The following is a 16,500-nucleotide window of genomic DNA, read 5'->3' on the forward strand; positions in this document are numbered from 1 at the left end:
ATCCTGATAGGTCCGAACCAGAGCAAAAACAGGCAGTTTAAAACAGGTTTACGCGACAACTATCTTGAAAAACGCCGCCCGACTGCCGCGAGCAGATCTGCTGTGACAGCCTGCTGCCGGCCCTCGCACAGGAGCAGGTGTGGCTGGCGGGTTATTCCCGTCTCAAGACCCGCTACCGCATCGCGCGCCGCTTTGCCGATGTGCACTGCTTTCTGCTGACCCTGGGTGGCGAGGGGGAGGTGCAGGTGGGCGATCGCCGCGAGCGGTTGCAGGTCGGCGAGTGGGCGCTGATCCCGGCCGGGGAGCCGCTCTGCTACCAGCTTGGTGAGCAGTTGAGTGAGCAGGTGAACGAGCCGTTGGCTCAGCCGTTGAATGAGACGGGCGAGTGGGAGCTGGTGTGGCTGCTGCTGCACAAGGATTCCCCCTGGGATACCTTCGCCAGTCACCCCCGGCTTGGTTGCACCTCCCAGCAGGCCACCGTGCTGCGCACGCTCGAGAACCTCTATGCGGAGCAGGAGCGCCATCAGGACCCGTTGCTCAGCGCCCTGCTGGTTGAGCAGCTCGGCTTCTACCTGCGCCGGCTGTTGCAGAAGGGGGAGGGGCAGCGGCGTGGCGAGCGGCTGGCGCTGCGCCTCGAATTGCTGCTCAAAGAGGCGCTGACCGAGCAGTGGGACATAGCGCGCATGGCCGGTGCCCTGCACCTCTCCGAGCGCCAGCTCTACCGGCTCTGCCAGCAGCACTTTGCGCTGGCGCCCATGGCGCTGCTGCAACGGCTGCGGCTGCAGCGGGCGGCGCTCCTGCTGGCCAGCCGGGCCGACTCGGTGAAGCTACTGGCCGAGCAGTGCGGCTTCAAGAACGAGTACCACTTCTCCACCGCCTTCAAACGCCAGCATGGCCTGGCGCCCAGCCACTATCGCAGCCTGCATCATCCCGCCTTTAAAACCGGACAAGGGTGAAATATTGAGCCACACTGGTTGCTACTGTTATTCAGACGAACCCGATGGCGGCCGATAACCGGAACAAGCGGTGGCGGTTTTCATCGATCAACGGATAGCGGGCTGTGCAGCCGTCTGCCGCTGTCATTTCTCAACATCAGGCTGGAATGCCCCGCACCCTGCGGGGCGGCAAGACAAGGATGGTCTCCCATGCTGCAGGACAGCGACACGATCAGGATCTCGGACGTCAGCGAGGCCGTGATACACGGCATTCTGGCGGTGGTGAGCGACGGGATCTGGGACTGGAATGCCAACACCGGCTTCGTCTATCGCAACCCGGGCTGGTATCAGATGCTGGGTTACGAGCCTCACTCCCTTGGCAACAACGTCTTCACCTGGGAGAGCGTGATCCACCCCGACGACATGGATCGGGTGATGGCGAGCTTCGATGCCTACCTGAGCGGCGCCGCCCCCGACTACCGGGTCGAATATCGCTGCCGCAGTCGCGGCGGCGATTATATCTGGATCGAGGATTGCGGCCGCATCATCGCCCGCAACCCGGATGGGTCGGTGGCCCGGATGATCGGCGCCCATCGCAACATCCACGCCCAGAAGCTGCTGCTGGAGCAGCTGGAGCGGCGCAATCACACCCTGGAGCAGCAGATTGCCGAGCGCACCGCCGAGCTGGTGCGGCTCAACGAGGCGTTGCAGCAGAAGGCGGAGGAGAACCGTCAGCTGGCGGAGACCGACGCCCTGACCGGTGCTGCCAGCCGCTACCGGCTGGAGCGGGCCATCCGCCAGGAGTGCGAACGGGCCAAACGCTTTCACCAGCCCTTCTCCGTCATCGCCATGGACGTGGATGACTTCAAGCAGATCAACGACAACCACGGCCACCACGCTGGGGATCAGACCCTGGTCAACATAGTGGCGCTGGTGCGCAGCCATATCCGTGAAATCGACCTGGTTGCCCGCTGGGGCGGCGACGAGTTCATGGTGGTGCTGCCCAATACCGGCCGGCTTGATGGCCGGCTGGTCGCCGACAAGCTGCGGGAGCTGCTGGTACAGTCGCGGGTCTGCCAGCACTTCGATATCACCATGAGCTTCGGGCTGGCCGAGTACCAGCCGGACGAGCCCATGAGCCAGCTGATGGTGCGGGTGGATCGTGCCCTCTACCAGGCCAAGCTGACGGGCAAGAACCAGATCTGCGAGTAGTCCGCCCATAGCCGGCGTCGATGGTCCGGCGAGCTCGCTGTCATGTCGGATTATTCTGGTTATCCCCCCCGAATGCGTCTTGACCGCACCCTCATCTTGACTCCGTACGAGTACGCTGGTCTGATGCGCGCTCTTTAATCCCCCGCGAGACATGAAACGATGAAAAAGAGCATCCTGGTTGCCCTGACTGCACTGCCGCTGATGGCCAACGCCGGTCTGATGGATTCCCTGACCGACACAGTGACCAGCAGCGTGACCAGCACTGCCAAAGAGATGGCCGGCTCCGCCATGGACAGCGCCTCCAATGAAGCGATCAAGAAGGCGCTGGACATCAAGGAAGGCGGCTCCAACAAGCAGGCCATCAAGGACAAGCTGGGCGCACCGGCCAGCACCAAGACCGAAGCCGGTCTGGAAGTGTGGACCTATGACCTGGGTGCCCTGAACAAGGTTTCTCCCATGCTGGCAGAGACCTCCAAGACCCTGTTCAAGGATGCCGAAGCCGCTCAGAAGAACGTGCTCATCAAGTTCGAAGGCGAGACCGTCAAGACCCTGAACCTGGTCGACAAGACCAAGGCTTGAGTCTGAAAGACGTGCATGAAAAAAGGGGCCCGCGGGCCCCTTTTTGCTGCCTGATGCTGGCCGTCAAACCTTGAAGCGGTGTACCAGCGCCAGCAACTGGCGATTGGAGCTGAGCAGCGCCGCTGCACTCTGTTCGGTGTGCTGGCCGTTTTCCAGCAGCAGGTTGAGCATGTCGCGAATGCTCACCATGTTGCGGTTGATCTCCTCGGTTACCCGGCTCTGCTCCTCGGCGGCGGTGGCGATCTGGCTGCTGAGGTCGTGGATCCGCACCACTGAGTCGGCCATGTTGTCGAGCCCACCCGTCACCTGGCCTGTGGTATCCGCTGCCGCCTGACAGCTGCGCTTGGTATGTTCCATGGCGACCACGGCTTCGGCGACGCCCTGGGTGAGGCGCGACAGCATGCTGCCCACCTCGGCCGTGCTGTTCTGGGTGCGCGCGGCCAGGGCACGCACCTCGTCGGCGACCACTGCGAACCCGCGTCCCTGTTCACCGGCCCGCGCCGCCTCGATGGCGGCATTGAGCGCCAGCAGGTTGGTCTGGGCGGCGATGCCGCCGATCACCCCGAGCACGCTGCCGATCTGCTGGGCATCCTCCTGCATCTCCAGCACCTTGGCAGCCGCCAGATCCACCTCGTCGATCAGGGCCACCACGCTGGCGGAAGCCGATCCCACCACGGTGCGTGAATTGGCGGCCTGGCCGTTGGCGGCTTCGGTGAAGCTGGCCGAATCGCTGGCGTGTTGCGCCACGCTGTCGGCGGTGGAGCTGAGTTCGGTGAGTGCGGTGACCACCTGCTCCGTTTCGGCGGCGTGTTCGTTCAGGATCCGCCTGGCCTGACCGGTCTGCTGATCGAGGCGTGCCAGCTCCTGGGTGATGAGATCGGTGGCGTCTGTCACCTGTACCATCATCTGCTGCAGATAGGCGATAAAGCGGTTCACCGACAGGGCGATGTGATCCAGCTCATCGTGCCCCTTCACCTGAATGCGGGCTGTCAGGTCGGCATCACCGGCACTGAGGGCATCGATATTCTGCTTGAGGGTCTGCAGCCGGTTGCCGAGTTGACTGACGGCGAGCAACATCAGCCCGAACAGCAGCCCTACCAGTGGCAGCTGGATAGAGGCCAGGGTGGTGAGCACATCCCTGCTGTCTTGTGTCAGCAGGCTGGTTGGCAGGGCAGTCGCCAGCAACCAGGGCGTCCCCTCGATGGCTTGCAGCAGCAGGGTCTGTTCCTCCCCCTGATCCTGGAAAGTGGTGCGCAACTGCGCCTGGCTGCGGGCTTGACCGAGCAGGCCGGCAATGGCGCTGGCGAAGGGATAATCGGCGTGAGCGGAGAGGTTGCCCAGCACCACATCACCGTTCAGGCGGGCGTTTCGACTCAGGATCTTGCCGTCCGCCTCGACGATCATCACCTGGCCACCGATCTCCTGCTCCTTGCTGGCCACCAGATCGTTGAAGAAGCCCAGGGTCACGTCTATGGTCGACACCCCGTAGAGGGCTCCATTGCGATAGATCCCCATGGCGCAGTTGGTTCTCGGCTGCTGGCTGGCGCCGTCCTTGTAGGCGGCGGCCCAGGCACACATGCCTTGAGGGGCTTGCTGTCCCGCCTTATGCCAGGGCTGTTCGAAGTAGTTGGGGGCCTCAGCCGAGTTCCAGTAGCTGTTGGGGATCAGCTTGTTGGCTGTATCTCTGTGATAGAAGGTGCTGAACTTGGCGCGACCGGCTTCCCGCTGATCCGGCAGTGGCCAGATGCCGCCGCCAAACACCATGGCATTGCCGTATTGATCGATCAGCGCTGGCAGCAGGGCATCGATCTGTTCGCTCGGCAACTGGGCGACCAGCTGAGTGATGCTGCGGGACTGGCTCTGCACCCCGTTGAGCTGATCGCGGATGTCGGTGGCGATCTCGCTGACCCGCAGTGCCACGTTCTGTTCACCGGCCTTCTGCAGCGCCGGTTTGATCCAGAGCTGGATGCCAAATACCGTCAGGGCACACACCAGCGCCATGAATCCCACAAAAACGGCGCTATAGCGCCCCTTGATTGTCCCCAGACTCCACCCCATAACGACTCCTGTCTTTTGTTGGTTCGCGGATGCGCGACCTTGTTATGCGAGGCGCCATTATTAGCTATTTCGAACATAAAACGTTTGTTATCGCTCACAGAACCCGGAGCAGGGAGGAAGGGAAGTGAGGGATGTTGGAGTGGATCTCGGCGGGTAACCGGCCGAGCGGGAGGGCGGAACGAAAAAAGGGTGGCCGAGGCCACCCTGTTTCGGGTCGAAGTGCGTTTACTGATGCGCTTCGGCGAACTGCTTCATCGCTTCGGCGTGCTTGGTCATGCCGTCGGCACGCAGGCTCAGGTTTTTCACGAATTCAGCCTTCTTGGCCGGGTCTTCGATCTTGTCGTAACGCTGCTGCAGGTGAGTCTGGATCTGCTCCGGCGTCATGTTCTGCATGCGGGCCATCTTGTCGTGGCGACCGCCATGGTGCTTGCCGCCCATCATGCCGCTGCCATCCATCGGGCAGTCGGTCATCATGCCGGGCTGGGCGGTGGTGACGGCTTCGCTGGCGGCATAGGCGCCGAGCGGCAGGCCAAGGATCAGGGTGGCGGTCAGCAGGGTCTTGGTCAGTTTTTTCATGGTCTATCTCCTTGCGGATTGAGTTCGGGGTCGGCTTGCTCGCCTTGACCCTAAGTAAACACCAGACTGGTGTCTGAACTTTGCCAGTTGAAGCCTATTTTGTAGCAGAGTGTGACACGGTGACGCTGTACAGGGCTTGACCGGGCGCATGCTGGGTGGGAAATAAAAATACCCCGTCAGCGTCGCCCGCTGGCGGGGTATTTTTAGGCTGGGGCCGGCTTAGCGCTGGCGACCGCTGCCGACGCTGTAGGGCATGCGATAGCTGCTGCTCTCGCCGTCCAGGCTGAGGGTCAGGTCACCCTGGGCCCGCATCGGCAGACGCACCTGCTGCATCCCCTGCAACTCGGCAGGCACCCGCTTGAGCACGTCGCCGGTGGCGTTGCGGATCACCAGAGTGGGGTGCGCCTCATTGCTGCTGACGGCATCGTGCCAGTTGACGAACAACAGGCCGGGAGCGGCACTGACGTCGGCGGGCAGGGCGGCCTGGGCCAGGCCGGTGTGGGCCAGGCCGGCCAGCATTAACAGAGTCAGGCTCTTGTTGATCATGATATTGCTCTCCTTGGTATGACTCGCCGCAAGATGGCGGCAGAAAAGTCAGGGTGCGCAGCCGCCGCCTGGCGGCCACACATCATGACGAAGGGGATTCGGTCGCTCCCTTGGCATCGCCGCGGCCGGGGGCCCTGTCGGCGGGGGATGTCTGCTGGTGGTCCGGGGGGCTCGCCGGTTGGGGTGAGCTGCCGCTCGCCTTTCTGGCAAGGGCTTCGCTGGCGGCAAAGGCCAGCAGCAAGGGGGTGGTGAGGGCCAGCATGGCCTGTCTACTCCTGCAACCGATGGGATGGCCACAGTAAACAGCCGGCTTGTGTCTCAATTTTGCCGAACGGGCGCTTTTTTGTCGCAGAGTGTGGCATCTTGCTGATCTGGCACACTTTGACACAAACCGCCCGGCAGATTTTCGTATACTCGTGCCAGCTCTAACAGGAGAGGCCTCATGAACCAAAGCAGCACCCACATTCTGGTGGTCGACGATCACAGCGAGATCCGCGATCTGCTGAAGCGTTTTCTGGAACAGCATGGCCTGCGGGTCAGTTGTGCCCGGGATGGCAAGGAGATGAAGCGGCTGCTGGAGGAGCGGGAGTTTGATCTGCTGGTGCTGGATCTGATGATGCCGGGGGAAGACGGCCTGACCCTTTGTCGCGAGCTGCGGGCCAAGTCCAGCCTGCCCATCATCATGCTCACCGCCATGGGGGAGGAGACCGACCGCATCATAGGGCTGGAGATGGGGGCCGACGACTACCTCGCCAAGCCGTTCAATCCGCGCGAGCTGCTGGCCCGCATCAAGGCGGTGATGCGTCGCACCCAGGTCGAGCCGCAGCCGGCGGCGGAGACGCTGACCCGGGATCTGCGCTTCGATCGCTGGCTGCTCGACATCAACCGGCGCGAGCTGGTGGATGAGGAAGGGGTGGGCCTGAGCCTCTCCACCGCCGAGTTCGACCTGCTGCGGGTCTTTCTGGAACGGCCGCAGCGGGTGCTGAGCCGGGATCAACTGCTGGATCTGGCCCGTGGCCGCGAGGCAGTGGCGTTCGACCGGGCCATCGACACTCTGGTGAGCCGGCTGCGGCGCAAGCTGGAGCGGGATCCCAAGAACCCGGAGCTGATCAAGACCATCTGGGGCGGCGGTTACCTGTTCGCCGCCGATGTGACCCAGGTATAAGGCCGTGGGGATCCTCAAGCGTGGCTGGTCGAAACTGTGGCCCAAGGGGCTGACCGGCCAGATCATCCTGGTGGCGCTGGCCGGGCTGGTGTTGATCCAGCTGCTCAGCATCCAGATCTACCGTTCGGATCGGGAGGAGGCGCTCGGCTACATCAACAGCCGCAACGCCATGCAGCGCATCGTCTCCGTGGTGCGGCTGCTGGCCCTTTCGCCCCCCTCCCTCTATGACGAGATCATCAAGGCGAGCCGCAGCGAGACCCTGCTGCTGCGCATCGCCGACGAGCCGCTGCAACCGGACAACCGCAGCCCCCGCTTCGAGCAGCTGGTGCGCTCCCGGCTGGGCTACCCCTCGACCCTGATGGTGGAGATCAGCGCCGAGCTCAAGCAGGATGCCCAGCGCAGCCGTGCCTGGCAGCACCACAGCCGGATGATGAAGGATCGCAAGGGGATGCCGCCACCGCAGGACATGCGGCTGTACGGCTCCATCCAGCTGCCGCGCGGTGGCTGGCTGCAGTTCAGCTCGCTGGTGGACAAGGAGTCGGCCAGCTGGTCCTGGCAGACCACCCTCAACCTGATGCTGGTGGCGAGCCTGGTGATCGGCCTGATGATCTGGCTGTTCCGCCGCGCCACCCTGCCGCTCAAGCAGCTGGCCGCCAATGCGGATCGGCTCGGCCGTGGCGAGGATATAGAGCCGCTGCGGGAGGAGGGGCCGACCGAGGTGCGCGAATCCATCCAGGCGTTCAACCGCATGCACACCCGGCTCGATCGCTTCGTGCAGGACAGAACCCGGATGCTGGCGGCCATCTCCCACGACCTGCGTACCCCCATCACCAGCCTGCGGCTGCGCACCGAGTTTCTGGACGAGGGGGAGGACAAGGAGCGGATCCAGCAGACCCTGCAGCAGATGGAGCAGATGCTGGCGGCGACCCTCAGCTTTGCCCGGGAGGAGGGACAGCAGGAGGCGACCCGGGAGCTGGATCTGGTGAGCCTGCTGGAGAGTCTGTGCGACGACTATGCCGACACCGGCCAGCCGGTCACCTGCCTGGCCGAGGGCAAGCAGGTCTACGCCTGCCGCGCCAATACCCTGCGCCGGGTGCTGCAAAACCTCATCGGCAACGCCATCAAGTACGCCGGCAGCGCCGAGGTGTCGCTGGAGCGCACCGACAGCGAGCTGGTCATCCGGGTCTGCGATCAGGGGCCCGGCATCGATCCGGCCAGGCTGGAGGACGTGTTCAAGCCGTTCGTGCGGCTCGACGAGGCCCGCAACACCGAATCCGGCAGCGTGGGGTTGGGGCTCTCCATTGCCCGCACCCTGGTGCACCAGCACGGCGGCGAGCTGACCCTGCACAACCGGGAACAGGGCGGACTGGAAGCGCGCATCAGCCTGCCGCTGTAAGAGCGGCGGGAGCACGGCGGGGAGGATGGCGACGAGCCGCCTCCCCGTTTTTTATCTTGCACTTATCTGACTGAAATCACGCCTATTTCATACTCGCTCATGCTTGTTCTTCTATGCTGAAGGTGGCGATAATCGATGGCCGCACAGACGGCCAAACAGCAAGGTTGGTGCAGGGATGGCGGGCGATTCTGGTTTTCGGTGGCGAGTCTGGTGCGGGGTGTGGTTGTTGCTCTTGGCACAGGCGTGGCCCGTGTTGGCGAATACGCCCCTCAAGCCGCTCATCGTGACCAACTCCAAGGCCTGGCAGCCCTTCTCCTACCTCAATGAAGAGGGGGAGCCCGATGGCCTGCTGATCGATCTGTGGCGCGAATATGGCAGGGTCACCGGTCGTCCGATCCAGTTCAAGCTGGTGGACTGGCAGGCCTCGCTGGACCTGGTTCGCAACGGCCAGGCCGATGTCCATGGCGGCCTGCTCTGGTCGCCGGAGCGCAATCTGGTCTACGACTACGGTCAGGCCCTCTCCCATGTCGACTCCCAGCTCTTCTTCGCCAACTCCCTGCGTGGCTCGGACGTGAACTACTACCTGCTGCACGAGAGCGTGGGGGTGGTGACGGGGGGCTACGAGGAGTACTACGCCCGCAAGCACTTCCCCACCACGCGCCTGCGCACCTTCGATGACAACGACGCCATGCTGCGTGCGGCCTTCAGCGGCGAGCTGGATGCCTTCATCGCCGATCTGCAGGTGGCCAACTTCTACATCTACACCTCGGCGGATCCCACCCGCTTCATCCCGGTGCGCCACCTCTACAGCGACGAGATCCGCTTCGCCGTCGCCAAGGGCAACCAGGCGCTGCAGCAGGAGCTGGAGCAGGGCTTCTCTCGCATCGGCGAGGCGGATCGGGAGCGGATCGTCCGCAAGTGGATGCACATCGAGACCGTCTACCCGGTCCACCTCTGGCCCTGGCTGCTGGCCATCGGCGGCCTGGTGCTGATGGCCTACATCATCCAGTTGCGGCGGGCGGTGGCGAGCCGTACCGCCGAGCTTATCCAGGCCAACGCCAGACTGGAGCGTCTTGCTGGCACCGACTCCATGACCGGCATCCTCAACCGGCGGGCATTCTTGCCACTGCTGGAGCAGCGGCTGGCCAGTGGTCAGGCCTCGGCCCTGCTGCTGTTCGATCTCGATCGCTTCAAGGGGATCAACGATCACTTCGGTCACGGGGTCGGGGACGAGGTGTTGTCGGCCATGGTGGCGCAGGTACAGCGGGTGCTGCCCGCCAGCGCCCTGTTTGCCCGCATCGGCGGGGAGGAGTTTTGCATCAGCCTGCTGGTGGCGGACATGGCGACGCTGCAGCAGTGGGCCGCCCGGATCGGGCGGGAGATCAATAGCCACAAGTTGCCAACCAGCGCCGGTGCGCTCGGCATCTCCATCAGCACGGGGGCGGTGTGGGTACCGGCAGGAGGTGGGGCGGAAGGTCGACGGGTGTTGTTGCAGGCGGATCAGCTGATGTATGGTGCCAAATCGCAGGGGCGCAACACCTGGCAGGCGGCCAGCTACGTGAAAGAGGTGGCTGGCGAGGGGGGAAAATAAAAAACCGCCGCCCAGGGCGGGCGGCGGCGTGTCATCAGAAGTTGTAGGTCATGCCCAGGGTGTAGCGACGACCATCCAGCACGGTACCGAAGCTGGTGTAATCCACCGTCTTGTCGAACAGGTTGTAGACACCGGCGGTGACATCCAGGTGTTCGTTGGCCTTGTAGACCAGGCCCGTGTCGAAGAAGGTGTAGGAGGGGGTGCCCTCGGCCATCTTGACCCGGCTCAGGTAATCGGAGGTCTTGCTGCGGAAGTTGACCCGTGACCAGAGGCTGACGGTTTCGGTGGTCTGCCAGTCAACCGTGGTGTTGAACATGTGGCGCGGCATCTGGTTCAGCGGCTTGCCTTCCATCGCACCACTCTTCTGCTCGGACTGGGTGAAGGTGTAGCTGGAGGCCAGCGACCAGGCGTCATTGATGGTCCAGTTGGCCGTGCCTTCCATCCCGCGCATGTTCGCCTTGTCGACGTTGATGCGGTCGCTGATGAAGTCATAGGTGTGACCGTTCAGGGTGCAGGAGGGATCGTTCTTGCTTTCGCAGCGGCGGATCTCGGAGATCTTGTCCTCGAAGTCGGTATTGAACAGGGTCAGCCCTGTGTTCAAGCCTTGCTGACCATCCCACAGCAGGGCGATCTCCTGGCTCACACTGGTTTCCGGTTTCAGTTCCGGGCTGCCAACCAGCATGCCGTCCTGGGTGCCACCGCCGGTGGCCTGGCCCCAGTTGGCGGCCGACATGCGCAGATCCGGTGAACGATAGCCGGTGGAGACGCCCCCTTTCAGCGTCCAGGAGTCGGCCAGGTGCCAGACCCCGTACAGACGCGGGCTCCAGTGGGTGCCGTAGTTCTGGTCCTGATCCATCCGCACGCCGCCGGTCAGGGCGAAGGTGTCGGTCAGCGACCACTCATCTTCCACGAACATGGCCCAGCTCCAGCGGGTCAGCTGATTGGCGCGGTTGGCCACGTTGAGCTGGTTGCCCTGATCCTGCAGATCCTCGTAGCGGTACTGGCCACCCACGCTCAGATAGTGAGCCCCCAGTTCAAACTGGGTGTGGGTATCGGCGATGGTGTTGATGAGCTTCATCTGACGGCCGGGGTTGGTGTTCTCTTCCCGCTGCAGGTAGCTGGTGGAGGAGCCGAAGTCATAGCGGCCGTCGTGGGTGATGGCGAAGTTGGTGCGCTCGTAGGTGCTCAGGCTGGGTTTTGACTTGGCCGAGAGAGACTCACCCGGTGTGCGGTTGCGATCCTGCAGGCCGCGACTGGCCTCGAAATCGAAGCGGTTGTGCTCGTCCGGGGTCAGGCTGAAGACGGCCGTACCGCTGCGCATCTCCTGCTCGGCGAAACCGTTCTGGAACTGATCCTCGCCGCGGTGGGAGAGCTGGCCGTTCACCCGCATCCCCAGCAGCCCATCCACCAGGGCGCCGGCGGTATAGGCGTTGGTCTGGAAGATGTCGCCGGACTCCTTGTTCTCCTGGAAGGTCGAGTCGGCATGCAGCGAGCCCTGCCAGGCCGTCATGCTGGCGGTCTTGCGGGTGATGACGTTGATGACGCCGCCCATGGCGTCAGAGCCGTAGCGGGAGGACATGGGGCCACGCACCACTTCGATCCGCTCGATCGCCTGCAGCGGCGGCAGCCAGCCCTGCTCGATGCCGGGGCCGTCGCTGTTGGGACGAGTGCCACGACTGTCGACCCGTTTACCGTCGACCAGCATCAGCGTGTACTTGGAGCCCATGCCACGAATGCTGATATCGCTGCTGCTGCCACCGCCGGTGATCACCACCCCGGGCACATCCTTGAGGGCGTCGGTCACGTCGCGATAGGCGCGTTTCTCCAATTGCTCGCGGGTCACCACCGAGATGGAGGCGGCGGTATCCTCGATCTTCTGCTGGAAGCCGGAGGCGGTCACGACCATGACCTCCTGCTCGGCGGCATAGGCGTGTGAGGCGAGGGCGGCGAGAATGAGCGTGGTCAGCTTGTTGCGGTGCATTGTTATCATGTTGGCCTGAACTCTTTTAGTAAGAAGATGCATTCATCCTTTGGGTGAATCGATGGGGCGGTCTCATCGCATCCCGCGTGAAACCAGGACCAGAAAAGGTTCAATTGGATAATCACCAAGTCGGTCGGCTGGCATTGTAGTGATCGCTGGATGATGTGTAAATGATAATTAATCTCATTAATATTGTGCGGTTATCCTCTCACCAGCAGATACGGGATGAGGAGCATGTCTGGCGCGGTGACGGGAAGCGGAGGCGGGACAGTGAGAAGGTTGAGAGGATCGGCAGAGGGGGAATGGCAAATGGCAGACAACAAAAAACCCGCCGAAGCGGGTTTTTTCAATTCTTGCAGCGGATCGTTCCAGCCGGCATGAGCAGGCGGACCGGATCCCCGGCTTGAATTACAGAGCTACTACGTTAGCAGCAGCCGGGCCTTTCTGGCCTTGCTCGATGGTGAACTCAACGCGCTGACCTTCGTCCAGGGTCTTGAAGCCCGGGGTCTGGATGGCGGAGAAGTGAACGAACACGTCTTTGCTGCCGTCGGTCGGGGAGATGAAGCCAAAACCTTTCTCGGCGTTGAAGAACTTGACGGTACCAGTCATTTTGTTGGACATGATAATTTCCTTAAATAGTGTTTAAAGTGCCAAATGGCAATCTATGATTTTTCGTCAGCAATACGTATGGGGAGCACTAAAGAAGGAGAATTATTTGATAAGAAGAATCATGGATAATTCTTATACTAATCGCTGCTTTACTAAAATGACTGCCTAACATAACCAGGTCTGAACTACCGAACCATCGCAAAAGATTAAAACATGCCCATTTTCTTAAAGCAAATTTTATCTCGCTGCGAGTGGTCGGATATCGACGCAGCCACTCCCGGTGTGGGTGTCTGCAGCGCAGGATCCTGCGGCGTTGCAGGTCGCTGGACACACCATGGCAGAGGGTTGTTCTCCGCCATGGTGTGAGTTGGCTGGTTGAGGTAGGTGGCGCTTGGGCGAGAGGATTGGCCGTCAGCGTTTGCTGCGAAACTTGTTGCTGACGGAGTCCACCCAGCTGAATGTCTCTGGCAAAACCTGCTTGCTGGCTCGTTCCTTGGCCTTTTCCCGTGCCAGTTTGGCGGCCACTTTGGCGGCGGCAGCACGGTCTGCGACTATCTTGAGTCTACCTTCCTCGCGGATGCGGTTGCGCTCGGCATTGCTCAGTTGATGATCTGCATTGGCCTGTGCTTTTTGGAGCAGCAGGGTGATCTCGGCCTTTTCGGCATCGGTGAGGTCCTTCATTTCCAACTTTTTCACGGCGTGCTCCTGATGGCGGGAATAGTCCACCCTACCACACCTGCCGGCCGTTTATTGCACAATCGGCACCGTTTTCGAATACCGGCCCATCTGATGGTCGTTGTCGAAGGAAATGGCCTGTCGCATTCCCTTCGCACGGCTCATCGTCGTTAACCATGCCCGCTCGGTTCAACATGGATCAGCACGACGGCGTGGGGGAGGTGTCGCATGATGCCCTGCTCTATCCGATCGCAGATGGCGTGGGAGTGTTCGATGCTCATCTCTTTTGGCAAGGTCAGGTGGAAGTCGATGTGACGACGGCGTCCGGCCTGACGGCTGCGCAGATCGTGAAAGCCGCCATGCTCCGGGCAGCACTCCTCGATCACTTGGGTGGTGATGGCCAGCTCTTCCTCGTTCATGCTGTGGTCCAGCAGGGGTTGGAAGGCCTGCTTCAGCATGGCGATCGCCTCCTTGAGGATGAACAGGGCGACACAGATGGCAACAATGGGGTCAAGCAGATAGAGGTTGTAGCCCAGTCTGGCGGCAATCCAGATACCGAGCAGGCCGACGGCGACCCCGAGCGAGGTCAGTACGTCAGCCTTCAGGTGCAGTGCATCGGCGGCCAGGGCCACGGACTCTTCCTCCTTGGCCACCCGGTAGAGGTAGGCGGAGACGCCAGTGTTGACCAGCGCGGAGAACAGCATGACCAGCACACCGAGACCCACCCCCTCGATCGGGGTTGGCGTGATCAATTTGCCGACGGCCTCGAATATTATCCAGCCGGCTGCCAGCAGGATCAGCAGCGCTTCGATCACGCCGGAGACGTTTTCAATTTTGTCATGACCGTAGGGGTGGCGTTGGTCGGGGGGAATATCCGATTTACGTACGGCCACCAGCGCGATCAATGCCGCCACCAGGTCCATGGCCGAGTGAATGGCCTCGGAAATAATACTGACGGATCCGCTCAGTATGCCGGCAAATATCTTCATGATAATCAAGGTGATATTGGAGCAAGCTGAGACCAAGGCCGCTCTGGTTTTTCTGGTCATGGGACGTCCTTATTCTCACTGGAATATTTTCACAAATAGGGCTGGATAATATCAGCTTGTCCTGTGTGGCGCTGCTTTGGGTTGTAACTTTTTGTTTCTGGCGAGAGTGAGAATGCTTATCTAAATTATCTCTCATTATTTAAAGAGAATTCATTTTGGTATTCAGTGGTTTATTTCACACCACCATGAAATAAATCTGTTTGGCGTTATTTTATAAGGAATATATTGCTTCTCCGGCCGTTCATTCCCCAGCCGGATCGGGTAAGCGGAAGCGGGTAAACACCTGCTGCCACTGGGTGATGGGATGAGGGTGGATTCTTGCGCAAGATTAGGGGTATGCTGGACTGAGTGCGATCGCAGGATCGTCACTGAAAGCGTACTGTAGTCTACGATTCGGATGGCATGCTGGAACCTGGGTTCCAACTGTCTGGGTAACATTTTTGGAGTTTGATGATGAGTAACAAAGAACATCACAACGGCAAAGATGCCAAGAAAAAACCGCAGATGTCACTGAAAGAGAAGCGCGAAGCCAAACGTCAGAAAGCAGATCTGAAAAATGGCGGCGCGATGAAGTAACGCTCCCCATGCTGTAGTTCCTTTGGAGCCAGTAACAAAAAGCCAGCCTTTTCGGGCTGGCTTTTATGTTTTCAGGAGGCTCAGGGCGTGGCCCCGTAGCGGGCAAATATACGCTGATAACGGCCATCGGCCCGCATGGCATCGAGCCGGCGATCGAACCAGCGCTGCTGCGCCGCCTGGCGAAAGGCAAAATGGTAGTGGGTCGGCGCAAACAGATCGTATTGCCGGACCCGGCCGGGAGCATAGAGCTCGGCCCCATATTTGCTGTTGGCCAGCTGTGCCAGATAGTAATAGAAAACCCGCTGCTCCAGGATCACCGCATCCACCCGCCCCAGCATCAATCTGTGCACCTGCCCCTGCTGTTTGGCGACCTCTTCGTAACGGGGATTCTGGTCAGCCATGCTGGCAAAGGCACCTCCCAACACCTGACGGGCCCGCTGGAAGGCACTCACCCTCAGCGTCTTCATGTCGTCCAAGGTGCTGATGTGGGTTTTGCCGAGGGTGAACACCCGATTGTGGAAGGCGATCACCGGCTGCGACAGGAAGACATCGTGCAACATGCCGGGTTTGACGTTGATGATGGCATCGAGCTTGCCGGACTCCAGCATGCGGAAGGTGCGCTCCAGCGGCAGGTATTCGAATTGAGGCTCATAGCCGCTGTCCCGAAAGGCCTCTCTCATCAGGTCGAGCTCTATCCCGCGACCCTCTTCTTCGATCACATAGGGCGGGATGGCGAAGCTAACCCCCACTCGCAATGGCTCGCCGGCCAGCAGCAAGGATGGCAGCAACAGGGTGGCGCAAGCCGCCACGCACAACAAGATTCGATACCAAGACCCCATGCGTTCTCTCTGGCAACTGGATTGCCCCGATCATAATCCCAAGGCGAATGATATGGGGACGTATGGCTGGCAAGACCGGCCAGGAGGCTGGATTGCGCGCCACGTCTGCGTCAATAACAGGCAAAAAAAGGCCCTGCATGAACAGGGCCTCCGGGATCTGACGTTGCTTAGAAGGGTTAGCGTCACCTGATAAGAGGCAATTCTAAATATAATCAATATATTTCAACATGATAATGACATTTTCATTATTATTGTCAATTATTTTGTTAGGTTTCCCACGGTGTGGAAAGGAAAACTTTACACTTTTGGGCCACGGCTCAACATGAGCACATTTATAGTTGTCTCGCCAGAACGGTTTCTTTTGACGCTGTCCCAATTACGTGTTGAAAGGCTAATCTTGAAGTAGGCCATCACCTTGAGGTCTACCATCATGGATACCCCTGCCTTTCAACACCTGTTATCCCTCTTTCCACAGCTTACCCAGCGCCAGCGTCGTGTTGCCCAGCAGCAGCTCACGGCGCCACAAGCCATTACCTCGCTCAATACCCAGTTACCGGCATGCAGCGGTTGCCCTCATTGTCAGGCCGATGTCTCCCAGCTGGCGCCTTGGGGATGGAGTCGGGGATTGCGCCGCTAGGGGAGCCCGCAGAATTCGGAAAAAATCGTACGCTAAGGTTTTCCGGGCATCCGTAAGGGCCGAAACTTCCCGTCTT

At 61.0% G+C, this 16,500-nt stretch carries 16 protein-coding genes and 1 pseudogene; 8 read left to right on the plus strand and 9 right to left on the minus strand.

Translation table 11 applies throughout. From position 1 onward, the window contains the following. Positions 1-95 precede the first annotated feature (95 nt). The 3 genes from PG881_RS22810 to PG881_RS22820 all read left to right on the plus strand — a co-directional run bounded on the left by PG881_RS22810 (position 96) and on the right by PG881_RS22820 (position 2,726). Positions 96-956, plus strand: coding sequence for a helix-turn-helix transcriptional regulator (locus PG881_RS22810; RefSeq protein WP_270803118.1), 861 nt, complete (start codon positions 96-98; stop codon positions 954-956). 189 nt (positions 957-1,145) lie between these two features. Further along, positions 1,146-2,147, plus strand: a complete 1,002-nt coding sequence (locus PG881_RS22815; RefSeq protein ID WP_270803107.1) for a sensor domain-containing diguanylate cyclase — start codon at positions 1,146-1,148, stop codon at positions 2,145-2,147. Between the two features lie 159 nt (positions 2,148-2,306). Continuing rightward, complete coding sequence (locus tag PG881_RS22820) at positions 2,307-2,726, plus strand: hypothetical protein (protein WP_011707651.1); 420 nt, start codon at positions 2,307-2,309, stop codon at positions 2,724-2,726. A 63-nt stretch (positions 2,727-2,789) separates the two neighbouring features. Here the strand turns inward: PG881_RS22820 and PG881_RS22825 are convergent, their stop codons facing one another. The 4 genes from PG881_RS22825 to PG881_RS22840 form a co-directional block, all read right to left on the minus strand. After that, positions 2,790-4,784 (minus strand): methyl-accepting chemotaxis protein, encoded by a 1,995-nt coding sequence (locus PG881_RS22825; protein ID WP_270803110.1) that lies wholly within the window; start codon positions 4,782-4,784, stop codon positions 2,790-2,792. A gap of 225 nt (positions 4,785-5,009) precedes the next feature. Then, a complete protein-coding gene (locus PG881_RS22830; protein ID WP_011707650.1) occupies positions 5,010-5,360 on the minus strand; it encodes a hypothetical protein in 351 nt (116 codons plus the stop codon). Positions 5,361-5,579: 219 nt separating this feature from the next. Continuing rightward, a complete protein-coding gene (locus tag PG881_RS22835; protein ID WP_011707649.1) occupies positions 5,580-5,906 on the minus strand; it encodes a hypothetical protein in 327 nt (108 codons plus the stop codon). An 82-nt stretch (positions 5,907-5,988) separates the two neighbouring features. After that, positions 5,989-6,168: a hypothetical protein gene (locus PG881_RS22840; protein WP_270803111.1), complete on the minus strand. Its 180-nt coding sequence runs from the start codon at positions 6,166-6,168 to the stop codon at positions 5,989-5,991. 180 nt (positions 6,169-6,348) lie between these two features. Here PG881_RS22840 and PG881_RS22845 point away from each other — a divergent pair, with 180 nt between their 5' ends. The 3 genes from PG881_RS22845 (at position 6,349) to PG881_RS22855 (ending at position 10,058) form a co-directional block, all read left to right on the plus strand. Beyond that, positions 6,349-7,071: a response regulator gene (locus tag PG881_RS22845; protein ID WP_011707648.1), complete on the plus strand. Its 723-nt coding sequence runs from the start codon at positions 6,349-6,351 to the stop codon at positions 7,069-7,071. A gap of 4 nt (positions 7,072-7,075) precedes the next feature. Continuing rightward, positions 7,076-8,467: an ATP-binding protein gene (locus PG881_RS22850; RefSeq protein ID WP_017410798.1), complete on the plus strand. Its 1,392-nt coding sequence runs from the start codon at positions 7,076-7,078 to the stop codon at positions 8,465-8,467. Positions 8,468-8,570: 103 nt separating this feature from the next. Beyond that, positions 8,571-10,058 (plus strand): transporter substrate-binding domain-containing diguanylate cyclase, encoded by a 1,488-nt coding sequence (locus tag PG881_RS22855; RefSeq protein WP_270803114.1) that lies wholly within the window; start codon positions 8,571-8,573, stop codon positions 10,056-10,058. A 34-nt stretch (positions 10,059-10,092) separates the two neighbouring features. On the opposite strand, the gene PG881_RS22860 is transcribed toward PG881_RS22855, so the two are convergent. From PG881_RS22860 to PG881_RS22875, 4 genes are all read right to left on the minus strand, one after another. After that, a complete protein-coding gene (locus PG881_RS22860) occupies positions 10,093-12,039 on the minus strand; it encodes a ligand-gated channel protein (RefSeq protein WP_270803120.1) in 1,947 nt (648 codons plus the stop codon). A gap of 408 nt (positions 12,040-12,447) precedes the next feature. Then, positions 12,448-12,660, minus strand: a complete 213-nt coding sequence (gene cspE / locus PG881_RS22865) for a transcription antiterminator/RNA stability regulator CspE (protein ID WP_011707644.1) — start codon at positions 12,658-12,660, stop codon at positions 12,448-12,450. A 399-nt stretch (positions 12,661-13,059) separates the two neighbouring features. After that, a complete protein-coding gene (locus tag PG881_RS22870) occupies positions 13,060-13,344 on the minus strand; it encodes a DUF3811 domain-containing protein (protein ID WP_024946369.1) in 285 nt (94 codons plus the stop codon). 149 nt (positions 13,345-13,493) lie between these two features. Further along, complete coding sequence (locus PG881_RS22875) at positions 13,494-14,372, minus strand: cation diffusion facilitator family transporter (RefSeq protein WP_270803116.1); 879 nt, start codon at positions 14,370-14,372, stop codon at positions 13,494-13,496. A 453-nt stretch (positions 14,373-14,825) separates the two neighbouring features. Between PG881_RS22875 and PG881_RS22880 the strand changes: the two genes are divergently transcribed. Continuing rightward, positions 14,826-14,948: a hypothetical protein gene (locus PG881_RS22880; protein ID WP_011707641.1), complete on the plus strand. Its 123-nt coding sequence runs from the start codon at positions 14,826-14,828 to the stop codon at positions 14,946-14,948. Positions 14,949-15,028: 80 nt separating this feature from the next. On the opposite strand, the gene PG881_RS22885 is transcribed toward PG881_RS22880, so the two are convergent. Next, positions 15,029-15,787: a substrate-binding periplasmic protein gene (locus tag PG881_RS22885; RefSeq protein WP_024944985.1), complete on the minus strand. Its 759-nt coding sequence runs from the start codon at positions 15,785-15,787 to the stop codon at positions 15,029-15,031. A 430-nt stretch (positions 15,788-16,217) separates the two neighbouring features. On the opposite strand from PG881_RS22885, the pseudogene PG881_RS22890 reads away from it, so the two are divergent. Next, positions 16,218-16,421, plus strand: a pseudogene (locus PG881_RS22890) (IS1595 family transposase); the annotation flags it as partial. Positions 16,422-16,500 lie beyond the last annotated feature (79 nt).

The organism is Aeromonas sp. QDB54 (assembly GCF_027707385.1).
Classification (GTDB): domain Bacteria; phylum Pseudomonadota; class Gammaproteobacteria; order Enterobacterales; family Aeromonadaceae; genus Aeromonas; species Aeromonas hydrophila.